Genomic DNA, 13,127 nt, shown 5'->3' with positions numbered 1-13,127 from the left:
CTGTGATGGAATCGAGGCAAGGAGCGTAGCTGAATGTTGCCTAAGATAGCAGTTGTCGAGGACGAGGAAGCGCTGAGCGTGCTGCTCCGCTACAATCTGGAGGCGGAGGGTTTCGAGGTCGATACCATCCTTCGCGGAGACGAGGCGGAAATCCGTCTGCAGGAGCGACTCCCCGATCTTCTGATCCTCGACTGGATGCTACCCGGCGTTTCGGGCATCGAGCTTTGCCGCAGGCTCCGGCAGAGGCCAGAGACCGAACGGCTGCCGATCATCATGCTGACCGCACGCGGCGAGGAAAGCGAGCGAGTGCGGGGGCTCGCGACCGGCGCCGATGATTACGTCGTCAAGCCATTCTCGACACCGGAACTGATGGCCCGCGTCAAGGCAATGCTAAGGCGGGCCAAGCCCGAGGTGCTCTCGACGGTGCTTCGCTGCGGCGACATTGAGCTCGATCGGGAGACGCATCGCGTTCATCGTCGCAGCCGTGAGGTGCGACTTGGCCCGACGGAATTCCGCCTCCTGGAATTCTTGATGTCGTCGCCAGGACGCGTCTTCTCGCGATCACAACTGCTCGACGGCGTGTGGGGCCACGACATCTATGTCGACGAGCGCACGGTGGATGTCCACGTCGGACGTCTGCGCAAGGCGTTGAACTTCTCCAACATGCCCGACGTCATCAGGACGGTCCGTGGCGCTGGTTACTCGCTGGAGGGCTAGCGCGGGCCGAGGAAAAGTGCGCAGTTCTCTGCCCATCCGACGCCGACTTCTTAGAGTCGATCACGTTCGTGACTTCGGATCGATCCGAAACCGTAGTGATCTAAGTCTCCCCAGCGCTCTCCTCGATAGCTATGCAAAAAGGGCCCTCCCGGGCCCTTTTCCGTCTGGATCGGTTCGAATTCAGCGGATGCGCCGCCGCTCCGCGGACGGCTGATAAGCAAGACGTGCATGATAGCTGCAGTAGGGTGAGGATTCCGGCGAGTCGTTGCCGCAGAAGTGAAATTCCTCCTTGAGCGGATCGCCGATCGGCCACTTGCAGGTGCGCTCGGTGAGTTGCGTCAGCTCCAGCCGGCGCGACATCGGTACGACAATGTTCGTTTCGAGCGCGAAATCCGGTTCAGGAGCCAGATCTACGACGACCTCTTCCTTGAGAACGGTGGCGCCGGCCGGTCGGGTCACGGTCCGGGTCACGGCGCGTGCGGCGTAGTTCGGCGCCCGCGGCGCCGAGGTCGCCCGCTTTGGACGAGCGGCTGCGGTCGTGCCGCCGGCCTTCGCGCGGCCCGGCAGGCTCAGCCGGTGCACCTTGCCGATGACCGCATTGCGGCTGACGCCACCCAATTGCGCCGCGATCTGGCTGGCGCTCAGTCCCTCGGACCACAGCTTCTTCAGTTTCTCAACCCGCTCGTCAGTCCAAATCATGTCTGCACTCCCCGTTCTCGGCGTTGGGATGGCAGAATCCATCACCCTTCTCCAGAAAATGCCTGGAGTTACAACGCGATAACCATTTTGGTGACTAGGTCCGCCGCATGCGTCTAGTAATTAAATCTTAACCTACCGGCAGGGTGACTCCGTGGCAAGAGTCGCGGGAATCGTGCCGAATCGTTTTCGCTGTTTTCCCCAACTTGCTGTCCGATAGTTGCATTTTTGCAAGCCCCAAGGCGCGATTTTTTCGCGCCGCGGAATCTGCACCGGTAAGTCGGCCGGGGGCCTTGGTTTTGTTGACATTGCGCCGCGAAATGGGAATAGTGCCCCGCCGCCGAAAGGCGGCATTTTTGATTTTGTCGGCCGCAAACCAGGACCTATCGGTCCGACGGTGACGCCGAGGAAGGAGAAGCTCAAATGACCGCAACAACGCCGCTCTACGACACCTATTTGCGCGCGCCGTTGCGTTTCGAGCGAGGCGAAGGCGTCTGGCTGATTGCGGAGGACGGCACGCGCTATCTCGATTTTGCCGCCGGCGTTGCCGTGAACTCCCTCGGTCATGCGCATCCGCACCTCGTCGAGGCGCTGAAGACGCAGGCCGAAAAGCTGTGGCATGTTTCGAACCTCTACGACGTGCCGGGCCAGGAGAGCCTTGCGAGACGGCTGGCGGCGGTAACCTTCGCGGATCGCGTCTTCTTCACCAATTCAGGCGCGGAAGCGCTGGAATGCGCGATCAAGACGGCGCGCCGCTACCACTTCGCCAAGGGGCATGGCGAGCGGTTTCACGTCATCACCTTCGAAGGCGCTTTCCACGGCCGCACCATCGCGACGATCGCCGCCGGCGGTCAGCAGAAATACATAGAAGGTTTCGGACCAAAGGCGCCGGGCTTCTATCAGGTCCCGTTCGGCGATATCGCCGCCGTCAAGAATGCCATCAACGACGAGACTGCGGCAATCCTGATCGAGCCGATCCAAGGTGAGGGCGGCATTCGCCTGGCTTCCAAGGAGTTCCTGCAGGAATTGCGGGCACTCTGCGACGAATTCGGCCTGCTGTTGATCCTGGACGAGGTGCAATGCGGCGTCGGCCGTACCGGCAAGCTCTTCGCTCATGAATGGGCGGGCATCCAGCCCGACATCATGGCGGTCGCCAAAGGTATCGGCGCTGGCTTTCCGCTCGGCGCGTGCCTCGCGACGGAGGCGGCTGCGGCAGGCATGGTGGCAGGCACGCACGGCTCCACCTATGGCGGCAATCCGCTGGCCATGGCTGTCGGCAATGCTGTGCTCGACGTCATTCTCGCCGAAGGCTTTCTCGATCGGGTGCGCGACGTCGCGCTCGTTTTCCGACAGGGGCTCGCATCGCTCAAGGATCGTTTTCCGGATGTGGTCGAGGAGATCCGTGGGGACGGCTTGATGCTCGGTATCAAGGCGAAGGTCCCTTCGGCGGACCTCCTCAAGGCGATCCGCGCCGAGAAGTTGCTGGCTGTTCCCGCCGGCGAGAACGTGCTCCGCCTTCTGCCGCCCCTGATCACCACCGCGGCCGAAGCGCGGGAAGGTCTGGCAAGGCTGGAGCGTGCCGCCGAGGCCGTGAGGGCGGCCGGCATCGCCGCGGCCTGAGATCGGGCGGGGCTCACTTGAACCGGCCCGCAATCATGGTCGAGTACCGATATTTATGACAGGAACTGAAAGCGTTATGACCGCCACCAGACATTTTCTCGATCTTTCCGCGATGACGGCCGCCGATCTCAGAACGATCATCGACGATGCCCGCGCCAGGAAGTCGGCGACCAAGGCCGGCACGGCCGACAAGCCGCTTGCAGGAAAGATGCTGGCGATGATTTTCGAGAAACCCTCCACCCGCACGCGCGTCTCATTCGACGTCGGCATGCGCCAGCTTGGCGGCGAAACGCTGTTCCTCTCCGGCACCGAAATGCAGCTTGGGCGGGCGGAGACGATCGGCGACACGGCAAAGGTCCTGTCTCGCTATGTCGACGCCATCATGATCCGCACCACCGACCACCGCCGGCTTCTGGAAATGGCCGAGCATGCGACGGTGCCGGTAATCAACGGCCTCACCGACGACACGCATCCTTGCCAGATCATGGCCGATATACTGACCTTCGAGGAGCACCGCGGTCCGGTCATGGGCAAGACGATCGCCTGGACGGGCGACGGAAACAATGTGCTGCACTCGCTGATCGAAGGCTCGGCGCGTTTCGGCTACCGCATGAACATGGCAGTGCCGCTCGGCTCCGAGCCGCAGGACAAGTTTCTCAATTGGGCCCGCAGCAACGGCGGAGAGATCCTGCTTTGCCATGAGCCGGAACAGGCGGTCGCCGGCGCCGACTGCATCGTCACCGACACCTGGGTGTCGATGAATCTGGAGCATCGCGCCCGCGGCCATAATGTCTTCCAGCCCTATCAGGTCAATGCGGCGCTGATGAAGCATGCGGCGCCCGATGCGCTGTTCATGCATTGCCTCCCGGCACATCGCGGCGAGGAAGTCACCGACGAGGTCATTGATGGCCCGCAATCCGTCGTGTTCGACGAAGCGGAGAACCGGCTGCATGCGCAGAAATCGATCCTCGCCTGGTGCCTCGGCACCGTTTGACCACGGCGTCGCAGGATGGCCTTGAGCGGCGAAGCTATTGAAACCGCGGCGGTCCGACACAATCTACGCGACAGAGGCGGTTTCGGCATGGATTGCCGGTGAGGCCGACGGAGAACCGCTTGTGGTCGTCGACGCCGCGCATGCGGATAGGACTTCTGACAAATCCGTTCACTTGGCGGGAACCATTGGATGCCGGGCAGGTTGCACGGGGCGGAACAACGCCCGCGTTGCGGCCGCACGCAATAAGGAGCAAGCGATGACAGAAACAGCACCGGGACTGGGCGAGTTCGATTTCGCCGGTGACGATCATGTCGTCCCGTTTTACGTCGAAGGGCTCGACGTGCGCGGCCGTGCCGTTCAGCTTGGTCCGATGCTCGATGCGATCCTCGAGCGGCACAATTATCCGCTTCCGGTGGCACGGCTGGTCGCCGAGACGGTTGTCTTGACCGTGTTGCTCGGCACATCGCTCAAGTTCGAAGGCAAGCTCATCGTCCAGACCCAGAGCGATGGGCCGGTGGATCTGGTGGTTGCCGATTTTTCGACGCCGGACCGGGTCCGCGCCTATGCCCGCTATGACGAGGAGGCGCTGGCCGCCGCCGAACGGGGGGGGCGGACGCAGCCGCACGAATTACTCGGCAGTGGTATCCTGGCCTTCACCATCGATCAGGGCGCGCACACCCAGCGGTACCAGGGCATCGTCGCGCTCGACGGCGCAACGCTCGAGGAGATCGCGGGCGCCTATTTCCGCCAGTCGGAGCAGATCCCGACAAAGGTGCGCCTGGGCGTTGCCGAACTTCTCGACCGTGACGCGCATGGCAAGCCGAGGCATCGCTGGCGCGCCGGCGGCATGGTGGCGCAGTTCCTGCCCGAGTCGCCGGAGAGAATGCGCCAGCCGGACCTGCATGGCGGCGACGGCGACGACGGCAACGGCCAGTTCGAGGAGGACGATCTCTGGACGGAAGCCAAGGTGATGGTCGAGACCATCGACACCGATGAGCTGACAGATCCGACGGTCGGAACCGAGCGGCTGCTCTACCGGCTGTTCCACGAGCGCGGCGTTCGCGTTTATCAGCCGCAGGTGGTGTATGATCGCTGCAGTTGCTCGCGCGACAAGATCCGCAACGTGCTGGATGGGCTGAGCCGGGAGGACATCGAGAACAGTATCGAGGATGGCCTCATCAAGGTGACCTGCGAGTTCTGCTCAACCACCTATCGCTTCGAAGCGAGCGAGGTGCGATCGCAATAGGTAAGGGATCGCGCCGGGGTCGACCGGATCAGGTGTGAACTTGCCGGGCGCCGTCAGTTCAGCGTCCGAACCTGCCCGGGGGAGTCGAGCGAGAAGGCGGGGATGGCCACATTGAAGGTCTCGCCGCCCTCCGCCTCCATACTGTAGTGACCGAACATGACACCTGACGGCGTATCCAGCGGACAGCCGGAGGAATACTCGTAGGTGTCGCCGGGATTGAGCAGCGGCTGCTCCCCGATCACACCTGGGCCACTGACCTCATCCACCTGGCCATTCTCGTCGGTGATGTGCCAGTAGCGGGTCATGAGTCGAACCGCGACGTCCGAATGGTTCGATATGACGATACGATAGCCCCAGACATAACGGCTGTCGTCAGGGTCGGACTGTTCCTCGAGATAGTACGGCTCTACCGTGACTTCTATGTCGCGAGTGAGTGCGCGGTACATGTTCGACATCCTGTTCCAAATCTGTGCGGATATCCTATAGCAATAAGGTTTCGTGAAGAATAACGGCAAGATTGCACGAGTTGCATCATATTTCCGCTGCAAGGACGGCAACATGGCGCGTCTCGCCTCGCGACCACCCCTGAAAACCGCCCGCGACAGGCGGACGGTTTTGCCGATAGGTTTTGTTCAGGCCCGGACGTGCTTCAGCGCCTGGGCAAAATCTTCGACGATGTCGTCGCTGTCCTCGATGCCGGCGGAGTAGCGGACCGTGCCTGCGGAAATACCGAGCTCTGCGCGCGCTTCGTCACTCAAATTCTTGTGCGTCGTCGTTGCAGGATGCGTGATCAGGCTCTTGGAATCGCCAAGATTGTTCGAGATTCGGACGATCTCCAGCGCGTTCTGAAGGGCGAAGGCGGCGTCCTTGCCCCCCTTGAGCTCGAAGGCGACCAAGGTCGAGCCGCCGCTCATCTGCTTGGCGATGAGATCGGCCTGCGGATGGTCCCTGCGGCCAGGATAGATCACGCGGGCGACCTGGGGCTGATCGGCGAGAAAGTCGGCGACCCGGCGCGCGTTCTCCGTCTGTTGCTTGACCCGCAGCGGCAGGGTTTCGATGCCCTTGAGCAGCGTCCAGGCGTTGAAGGGCGACATGGCCGGCCCGGTGTGGCGGAAGTAATCGTGCAGGTTTTCGTCGATCCATTGCTTATTGGACAGAACGACGCCGCCAAGGCAGCGGCCCTGACCGTCAATGTGCTTCGTTGCGGAATAGACGACAACGTGCGCGCCAAGTTCCAGCGGCTTCTGGAACAGCGGCGTCGCGAAGACGTTGTCGACCACCAGCTTCGCACCCACCTGGTCCGCAAGCCTGGCGACGCCGGCAATGTCGATCACTTCGAGCGTCGGGTTCGTCGGGCTCTCGAGGAAGAAGACCTTGGTATTCGGGCGCACCGCCTTCTCCCAGTTGGCGAGGTCCCGACCGTCGACCAGCGTGCATTCAACCCCGTATCTCGGCGCTAGCGTTTCCACCACCCAGCGGCAGGAGCCGAACAGCGCCCGCGCGGCGACGATGTGGTCGCCGGCCTTCACCTGGCAGAGGATCGCGGACGACACGGCCGCCATGCCGGAGGCGGTGGCGCGGGCGTCTTCCGCGCCCTCGAGCATGCACATGCGCTTCTCGAACATGTCGTTCGTGGGGCTGCCGTAGCGGGCATAGATGAACCCGTCTGTCTCGCCCTTGAAGCGCGCTTCAGCCGCTTCGGAGCTGTCGTAGACGAAGCCTTGAGTGAGGAAAATCGCCTCAGAGGTCTCGCCGTACTGCGAGCGGAGCGTTCCGCCGTGGACGAGTTGGGTTGCCGGGCGCCAGTTCTTGCTCATACGACGATCACTTTCAAAAACAGAAAAACCGGCCGCGAAAACGACCGGTTTGACACCCGGCCCTTTTAGCTAGTTGTTTAACGTGGCTGCAAGCCGACCGGCCAAATCACCACGGGATAAAGCTCCAATACTGCCTGGTCGCGCTTGCGTCAATTCCTGGAGTCTGGTTTTGTCGGGCGGGTTGAGAAGAGGATCGGAATGGGTCGCGAGACAGGGATTTTGGCCGACCGCGCGATTGCCGCGCTGTATGCCTCGGGACGTTTGAAGGCCGAGAGGGCGCTCGACAGTGACCAGATCCAGCCCGCGAGCCTTGATCTTCGCCTCGGATCCAAGGCGTTTCGAGTCCGGGCGAGCTTCATGCCGGGTCCGGCCCATCTCGTGGCCGACAAGCTCGACCGCCTGAAGCTGCATGTCGTCGACCTGAGCGAAGGCGCGGTGCTGGAAACAGGCTGTGTCTATATCGTGCCGCTGATGGAGAGCCTTGCTCTTCCGGAGAACATGTCGGCTTCGGCCAATCCGAAGAGCTCGACCGGACGGCTGGACATTTTCACCCGCGTCATCACCGACCGGGCGCAGGAGTTCGACAAGATCCCGGCCGGCTACAGGGGGCCGCTCTATCTCGAGATCAGTCCGCGCACCTTCCCCATCGTCGTTCGCCGTGGCTCTCGTCTCTCGCAGATTCGCTTCCGCGTCGGCCATGCGATGCTTTCGGAACAGGAGCTTCTGGCGCTGCACGAAATCGATGTGCTCGTCGCTAGCGAACGTCCGAATGTCACTGGCGGCGGCATCGCTCTTTCCATCGATCTGAAGGGTACCGGGCCCGACGGCCTGATCGGCTATCGCGGCAAGCACCACACGTCGGTGGTCGACGTCGACAAGAAGGCCGAGCACGCGATTTTCGACTTTTGGGAGCCGCTCTATAGCCGCGGCCGTGACGACCTGATCCTCGATCCGGACGAATTCTACATCCTCGTCTCGCGCGAGGCGGTGCACGTGCCGCCCCTCTACGCCGCCGAGATGACGCCGTTCGACCCGCTCGTCGGCGAATTCCGGGTCCATTATGCCGGCTTCTTCGATCCGGGCTTCGGCCATGCATCTGCAGGCGGCAGCGGCAGTCGCGCCGTGCTCGAGGTCCGCAGCCATGAGGTTCCGTTCATCCTCGAGCACGGGCAGATCGTCGGGCGCCTTGTCTACGAGCACATGCTGGAGCGGCCTGACGGGCTCTACGGTCTCGATCTCGGCTCGAATTACCAGGCGCAGGGGCTCAAGCTCTCGAAGCATTTTCGCGCCGAGTGAGCATTATGCTTGACAGATCGCGCCCATTGAGGAAATTTCCGCTTCTGTTGCGGGTGTAGTTCAGTGGTAGAACGCCAGCTTCCCAAGCTTGATGTCGTCGGTTCGATCCCGATCACCCGCTCCATCTTTTCCGCCGGTTGTCTCTCGAAAGCATCCGATCTTGTCCGCACCTCTTTCAGGGGCGCAGTCGGCTTGTTTGCCGTTTCGGCTTCGCTCATCGCGGGAGGGGTGCATGCGGAGCCGAGGGAATTGCCCTTGCTCTTCGATTCTCGCGAACGTATTGCCAAGCCCGACTTGAGCTCGCTTGCGCGCTTGCGCTTTCTCACGACGGTCGATTTTCCGCCCTTCAACTTCATCGACCAGTCGGGAAAGCTCGCGGGTTTCCATGTCGATCTTGCCCGGGAAATATGCCGGGAACTGGCGATCGAGCCGAAGTGCCAAATCCAGGCCCTGACCTTCGAGGAGTTGACGCCGGCGCTGGAGGATGGGCAGGGGGATGCAATAGCCGCCGGCGTTGCCATAACACCGGAACTGAGGAAGAGCTTCGGCTTTTCCAGACCGTTTATGCAGTTGCCCGCCCGCTTCGCGCTCAATCGTAAGGCCGCCAGCGGCGTCGTCGAGCCGGCCGACCTCGCTGGCAAGCCTGTCGGCGTCGTCTCGGGTACGAGGCATGAAGCGATGTTCAAGGCTTTCTTCCCGGAGCTTACTGCCAAGATCTTTCCCGACCGGGACACGATGCTTGCCGCCTTGCGGGAGGGACTGGTACCGGCAGTCTTCTCCGACGGCATGCAACTTTCATTCTGGATCTCCGGCGGCATTGCCTCAGGCTGTTGCACATTGATGGAAGGCGCCTATTTCTCGCAGCGCTTCCTGGGCGAAGGTCTGACAATCATGAACCGGAAGACCGAACCTGCCCTCACCCAGGCGATCGATCATGCGCTTCTGGCACTTTCGCGCAGCGGCAGGCTCGAGGAGATCTATCTCCGTTATTTCCCCAATGGGATTTATTGACAAGCACGGCGTGAGCTTGATTGCCCCTCAGCCGCCGGCCTCAAGCCGAGAGCCCGTTTGCCGGCTACTTGCGGAAGCGCGCGATGGCGCCGCGTTCGATGGCGGCGCAGGTGAGCTTGTCGAGGCCGAACCGGTCGCGCAGCAACTGCAAAAGGCGGATTTCTTCGTTGCGGATGCGCTGGTCGGCGGCGGCGATTTCGACGGCAAGCGCATAGGCCGTATCGTGGAGCCTTTGCGGCAAGGCCTCTCTTACCAGTTCGAGCGTCACGTCAAGGCCTTCCGGGGCGGCGAGCTCAGCCGCGCAGTCGCGGCCGATCTGGATAAGCCTGTTTTCGTCGAATCCCTCGAAAGAGGGCAGGAAGCGGACGAGAGTGCCGATGCGCGCGAACTCGTCGTCGGTCATGTGCCGGTCGACGGCCGACATCATGACCATGACATAGACAAGGGCTTCTTGCTGGCTGAGACTTGAGGACATGGATATCTCCGTGGAATTCAGCGGTTAATTGGGAGTCTCTCCATCCGCTTGCAAGCTCCGGAAGGATTCCGCACGACTGCAAAACCCTCTAGGGAGCGCGGTCGAGATCGCGCGGATCATTGCCGTAGAAGCCTCGCCCCGCCGTGCGCGCCGCCTCCGCCTGCGCCTCGAGGGCCGACCCGGCGAGCGGCAGTGCCCATCCATTCGCAACGAGCCATGCGGCCGCGTTCTCGCCGCCGACGGTGCACATGGCGGTGGTCGTCCCGTCCGCCTTCTCCTCAATCTCTTCACAGGCGAGAGCGCGGCCTCTCAGAAAGTTGCGAAATGCCGTGCGTGCGACCACGCCGCAGGGCCAGTTTCCTCCCTCACTCCCGCAGATCTTCTCGGTTCTTTCCGGCTCGATGTCCTTGAGCTGCACCGTCCTATCGCCCGCCTGGACAAGTCCGGCGGCAAGCGCGACAGGGCGCTGAAGAATGACGGACGAAGGCATTTCCTTTTTCGCAGGGTCGGAAAGCGCCGGTCGCGGTGCAATACGTTCGAGCGGTTGGGCGAGGCTCTCCTCGGGAGGGGCGATAAAGGCTGGCTCCACAATTCGCAGCGGCAGGCGGGCGCCTTTTGCAGCGGGCTCTTGGTCGGCGGCGGGCGGAGCGGCAGGCTCAGCGATAACGGCCTTATCGGGCTCCTCGAATGTTGCCGTATCCGGCGTATCGAGCACGAAATCGGGCGCCGCAGCGCCATCGCGGTCACGGATGACGGCGGCGCCACTCGCAATGATGGCGCCGTAAAGCGCAAGCGCGGCGAGCCCGCCGGCCGCGATGACGAGTTGTTGACGCATCAGCAGGCCTGTTCTACTGGCTGGCCCAAAGTATTCGGGCGATCCATTCAACGTCTTTCATCTCGAAGCTGCGATTGGAGTGATCGGGGTTGAGCGACAGAAGCTCGATGCCACGCGGCGTCTGTCGCGCCAGCACCTTCGCCATGACTTCGCCGTCGCGGGTCTTGACGACGACCCGATCACCGCGACGCACCTGCGTATTTGGATCGACGATCAGGACATCGCCGTTGCGATAAAGCGGCAGCATGCTTTCGCCCTGGACTTCCAGCGCATAGACCCCCTCGCTCTTCTGAGGAGCGACCGGAAAGTCGATCTCGTCCCAGCCTTGCCCGGCCGGGAAGCCGCTGTCGTCGAAGTAGCCGCCTGTACCGGCCTGGGCGAAGCCGATCAGCGGAATGCCCGATGCAGGCTCCTGCGAAGGCACCACTCCGTCGCCGGGCTGAAGGAGCGCCAGAAATTCGTCAACGCTGTCGCCGGTCGCTTCCAGGACCTTGGCGATCGATTCAGTCGAGGGCCAGCGGTCACGGCCGTCGGGGGACTTGCGCTTGGATTTGTTGAAGGAGGTGGGGTCAAGCCCGGACCGGCGCGCCAAGCCCGATGGCGAAAGTTGATGGCGCTCCGCCAGCGCATCGATCGCGCGCCAGATGCTGTCATGTGAAAGCATGTCGATCCACCCTGGAAGGCGAGCGACGCCCATCCCTCCTGCATGTCTTCTCCCCTGACTGGGATTGTAAGGGCAAGACGTGCAGCACTTCAAAGTTCTGCAGCGACATTGCATCAGATTGACGCGCGGCGCTGTAGGTTCAACAGTAACGGAGCGCGGAAGGGCCGTAAAGGATGGGAAGGAAAATAGTCCTTTTCCGACCTATGCGGCATTCAGGTGCTATCCGGCGACATCGGGACTTTTCGCCTTCCGAGCCAGCACATCTTCATAGGCTTTCTGCAGGCGCTCGCGCACTGAAGATTTCCCTTCCGCGACGAGCCCGGCGCCGAGATGTTCAGCCCTGAGTTCGTCCATGAAACGCTCCCAGAGGGCGGGTCCGCCTTCCTCCATCAGCTCAGCGCGGATGCTGAGCTCCTCGCTCACCGGCAAGTAACGCCGTCCCCAGGCGCCAAGATGCGCCATGATCGGCACCAGCGCAATCGCCATCTCCGTCAGGCTGTAGATCGCCTTCTGCTTGTGGGTGGGATCGTCGCTCTTCGTCAGCATGCCGATCTCCACAAGCGTTTTCAGCCGATCGGCGAGGATGTTGGAGGAGATGCCTTCTTCGGAGCGCAGGAGTTCGCGGAAGTGCCGCTTGCCGCCGAAGATCATGTCGCGAACAATCAGGAGGCTCCATTTGTCGCCGAAGACCTCAAGCGAGAGGTTGATCGGGCAACCAGAGCGGTGATCTTCAGGCATTTCGGTCTCCAGCGTCGAAAGGGGGATTCGTGGACGTCCTGCCCACGATGCTCCCATACTGCTTGCATTATTGCAGCAGCTGCGTCGGTAGTGCAACTGCTTTCGCTTTACAAGCAGGTCGGCATTTGCCGATGCGGAGCCCTGGCGGTCGAGGCGGAGCATCTTCGAACGCCTCGCCAAGGCGTGAGGCAGTCTGACCGCGCGCTTGGCCCTGGATCTCAGACCAACGATGCAAGCGCGCTTCCGGCCATGCCGACGGAAAAGGCAACGAGGCAGCCGGCGGCGATGCGGCTGGGCAGGCGGGGACCGAACCTTTGCTTCGGCAGGCGCGCCAGAAGCGCGCCGGCGCTGATCCAGAGCGAACCGGCACTCAAAGTCAGTAGCGCAAACCCCGCAAGCCAAGGCAAGATCGCCACGGGGCCCACCTGCGGCATGAGGACGAGCGCGATGATAAGCGCCTTCGGATTGAGCAGCGTCGTTAGGAAAACCTGTCCGACGGTGATCGGTTGCCCGCCGGCACCGTGCGCCTTCAACGTCCAGAGCGCATGCGCCATGAAGAGGATCCAGCACGCGGCGGCGAGCTTCAGCATAAGGCTGATCTCAGGATGCGCCGACAGCAGCGGCGTCGCAACCGCTGCCGCCGGAATGATCACCGTGAGATAGCCGCCGAGTTCGCCGGGGAGCAGCAGCATGGAACGGCGCATGCCGGCAGACGCGCCGGAAAGCCACAGCAGCGTGTTGGTGGGGCCGGGCGTTGCGAGCAGGAGCAGGATGGCGAGGGCGAAAGGGAACGGCTGCATAGCGGTCTCTACATTGATAACTGCAGAGCTTTAGCCCAATTGCCGGCCAAGGCGCTTGACGCCGGTCAATTTGCGCCGCTCGTTGCTTGGGAAACAGGTACTGGCGAACACGCTTTCGCGTGTAGAGCGCCGCACCCGTGACACGGCCCTCTACTGCATGCTTCCTCAAAGACGTCTTGCGATACAAAGTGCTGCAGCTTGCTGTGCGCGTCGGCATG

Annotated in this window: 14 protein-coding genes, 1 tRNA gene and 1 riboswitch; of the genes, 7 read left to right on the top strand and 8 right to left on the bottom strand. The window is 62.4% G+C overall.

Annotation, left to right across the window (positions count from 1 at the left end; translation table 11 throughout):
• Positions 1–33: 33 nt before the first annotated feature.
• Positions 34–717: a phosphate regulon transcriptional regulator PhoB gene (gene phoB, locus J2Z31_RS11065; RefSeq protein WP_034853928.1), complete on the top strand. Its 684-nt coding sequence runs from the start codon at positions 34–36 to the stop codon at positions 715–717.
• 180 nt (positions 718–897) lie between these two features.
• Here phoB and J2Z31_RS11060 read toward each other — a convergent pair whose 3' ends face one another.
• The gene (locus J2Z31_RS11060; RefSeq protein WP_209601934.1) at positions 898–1,416 is read right to left on the bottom strand and encodes a GcrA family cell cycle regulator; all 519 of its coding nucleotides are present in this window, start codon (positions 1,414–1,416) and stop codon (positions 898–900) included.
• 420 nt (positions 1,417–1,836) lie between these two features.
• On the opposite strand from J2Z31_RS11060, the gene J2Z31_RS11055 reads away from it, so the two are divergent.
• The 3 genes from J2Z31_RS11055 to J2Z31_RS11045 all read left to right on the top strand — a co-directional run bounded on the left by J2Z31_RS11055 (position 1,837) and on the right by J2Z31_RS11045 (position 5,273).
• A complete protein-coding gene (locus tag J2Z31_RS11055; RefSeq protein WP_209601933.1) occupies positions 1,837–3,033 on the top strand; it encodes an aspartate aminotransferase family protein in 1,197 nt (398 codons plus the stop codon).
• A 76-nt stretch (positions 3,034–3,109) separates the two neighbouring features.
• Entirely contained in the window at positions 3,110–4,027 is a 918-nt protein-coding gene (argF, locus tag J2Z31_RS11050; protein ID WP_209601932.1) for an ornithine carbamoyltransferase, read from the top strand.
• 256 nt (positions 4,028–4,283) lie between these two features.
• On the top strand, positions 4,284–5,273 hold the full coding sequence (locus J2Z31_RS11045) for an Hsp33 family molecular chaperone (protein ID WP_209601931.1): 990 nt from the start codon (positions 4,284–4,286) through the stop codon (positions 5,271–5,273).
• A 53-nt stretch (positions 5,274–5,326) separates the two neighbouring features.
• Here J2Z31_RS11045 and apaG read toward each other — a convergent pair whose 3' ends face one another.
• Both apaG and J2Z31_RS11035 read right to left on the bottom strand, forming a co-directional pair.
• Positions 5,327–5,719 carry a Co2+/Mg2+ efflux protein ApaG gene (gene apaG, locus J2Z31_RS11040; protein ID WP_209601930.1) on the bottom strand — a complete coding sequence of 131 codons (393 nt, stop codon included), beginning with the start codon at positions 5,717–5,719 and terminating at the stop codon, positions 5,327–5,329.
• Positions 5,720–5,905: 186 nt separating this feature from the next.
• A complete protein-coding gene (locus J2Z31_RS11035) occupies positions 5,906–7,090 on the bottom strand; it encodes an O-succinylhomoserine sulfhydrylase (protein WP_209601929.1) in 1,185 nt (394 codons plus the stop codon).
• 44 nt (positions 7,091–7,134) lie between these two features.
• A riboswitch (SAM riboswitch) is annotated at positions 7,135–7,213 on the bottom strand.
• Between the two features lie 75 nt (positions 7,214–7,288).
• Here J2Z31_RS11035 and J2Z31_RS11030 point away from each other — a divergent pair.
• The 3 genes from J2Z31_RS11030 (at position 7,289) to J2Z31_RS11020 (ending at position 9,397) form a co-directional block, all read left to right on the top strand.
• Positions 7,289–8,386: a 2'-deoxycytidine 5'-triphosphate deaminase gene (locus J2Z31_RS11030; RefSeq protein WP_209601928.1), complete on the top strand. Its 1,098-nt coding sequence runs from the start codon at positions 7,289–7,291 to the stop codon at positions 8,384–8,386.
• A 49-nt stretch (positions 8,387–8,435) separates the two neighbouring features.
• Positions 8,436–8,510, top strand: a tRNA-Gly gene (locus J2Z31_RS11025).
• A 68-nt stretch (positions 8,511–8,578) separates the two neighbouring features.
• The gene (locus J2Z31_RS11020) at positions 8,579–9,397 is read left to right on the top strand and encodes a transporter substrate-binding domain-containing protein (protein ID WP_209601927.1); all 819 of its coding nucleotides are present in this window, start codon (positions 8,579–8,581) and stop codon (positions 9,395–9,397) included.
• 64 nt (positions 9,398–9,461) lie between these two features.
• Here the strand turns inward: J2Z31_RS11020 and J2Z31_RS11015 are convergent, their stop codons facing one another.
• From J2Z31_RS11015 to J2Z31_RS10995, 5 genes are all read right to left on the bottom strand, one after another.
• Entirely contained in the window at positions 9,462–9,872 is a 411-nt protein-coding gene (locus tag J2Z31_RS11015) for a tellurite resistance TerB family protein (RefSeq protein ID WP_209601926.1), read from the bottom strand.
• Positions 9,873–9,960: 88 nt separating this feature from the next.
• Positions 9,961–10,707: a thermonuclease family protein gene (locus tag J2Z31_RS11010; RefSeq protein WP_209601925.1), complete on the bottom strand. Its 747-nt coding sequence runs from the start codon at positions 10,705–10,707 to the stop codon at positions 9,961–9,963.
• 13 nt (positions 10,708–10,720) lie between these two features.
• A complete protein-coding gene (locus J2Z31_RS11005; protein WP_209601924.1) occupies positions 10,721–11,371 on the bottom strand; it encodes a S24 family peptidase in 651 nt (216 codons plus the stop codon).
• 219 nt (positions 11,372–11,590) lie between these two features.
• On the bottom strand, positions 11,591–12,109 hold the full coding sequence (locus tag J2Z31_RS11000) for a winged helix-turn-helix transcriptional regulator (RefSeq protein ID WP_209601923.1): 519 nt from the start codon (positions 12,107–12,109) through the stop codon (positions 11,591–11,593).
• Between the two features lie 218 nt (positions 12,110–12,327).
• The gene (locus J2Z31_RS10995; RefSeq protein WP_209601922.1) at positions 12,328–12,909 is read right to left on the bottom strand and encodes a LysE family translocator; all 582 of its coding nucleotides are present in this window, start codon (positions 12,907–12,909) and stop codon (positions 12,328–12,330) included.
• Positions 12,910–13,127 lie beyond the last annotated feature (218 nt).

This window comes from Sinorhizobium kostiense, assembly GCF_017874595.1.
In the GTDB taxonomy this organism is placed as follows: Bacteria; Pseudomonadota; Alphaproteobacteria; order Rhizobiales; family Rhizobiaceae; genus Sinorhizobium; species Sinorhizobium kostiense.
The sequence above is the reverse complement of the archived record's forward strand: the minus strand, read 5'-3'. Positions and strand labels throughout refer to the sequence as shown.

What these genes read in the sequence shown, in the direction of transcription:
- phoB (WP_034853928.1), top strand. Translation starts at nt 34, where the DNA reads ATGTTGCCTAAGATAGCAGTTGTCGAGGACGAGGAAGCGCTGAGCGTG.
- J2Z31_RS11060 (WP_209601934.1), bottom strand. Translation starts at nt 1,416, where the DNA reads ATGATTTGGACTGACGAGCGGGTTGAGAAACTGAAGAAGCTGTGGTCC.
- J2Z31_RS11055 (WP_209601933.1), top strand. Translation starts at nt 1,837, where the DNA reads ATGACCGCAACAACGCCGCTCTACGACACCTATTTGCGCGCGCCGTTG.
- argF (WP_209601932.1), top strand. Translation starts at nt 3,110, where the DNA reads ATGACCGCCACCAGACATTTTCTCGATCTTTCCGCGATGACGGCCGCC.
- J2Z31_RS11045 (WP_209601931.1), top strand. Translation starts at nt 4,284, where the DNA reads ATGACAGAAACAGCACCGGGACTGGGCGAGTTCGATTTCGCCGGTGAC.
- apaG (WP_209601930.1), bottom strand. Translation starts at nt 5,719, where the DNA reads ATGTACCGCGCACTCACTCGCGACATAGAAGTCACGGTAGAGCCGTAC.
- J2Z31_RS11035 (WP_209601929.1), bottom strand. Translation starts at nt 7,090, where the DNA reads ATGAGCAAGAACTGGCGCCCGGCAACCCAACTCGTCCACGGCGGAACG.
- J2Z31_RS11030 (WP_209601928.1), top strand. Translation starts at nt 7,289, where the DNA reads ATGGGTCGCGAGACAGGGATTTTGGCCGACCGCGCGATTGCCGCGCTG.
- J2Z31_RS11015 (WP_209601926.1), bottom strand. Translation starts at nt 9,872, where the DNA reads ATGTCCTCAAGTCTCAGCCAGCAAGAAGCCCTTGTCTATGTCATGGTC.
- J2Z31_RS11010 (WP_209601925.1), bottom strand. Translation starts at nt 10,707, where the DNA reads ATGCGTCAACAACTCGTCATCGCGGCCGGCGGGCTCGCCGCGCTTGCG.
- J2Z31_RS11005 (WP_209601924.1), bottom strand. Translation starts at nt 11,371, where the DNA reads ATGCTTTCACATGACAGCATCTGGCGCGCGATCGATGCGCTGGCGGAG.
- J2Z31_RS11000 (WP_209601923.1), bottom strand. Translation starts at nt 12,109, where the DNA reads ATGCCTGAAGATCACCGCTCTGGTTGCCCGATCAACCTCTCGCTTGAG.
- J2Z31_RS10995 (WP_209601922.1), bottom strand. Translation starts at nt 12,909, where the DNA reads ATGCAGCCGTTCCCTTTCGCCCTCGCCATCCTGCTCCTGCTCGCAACG.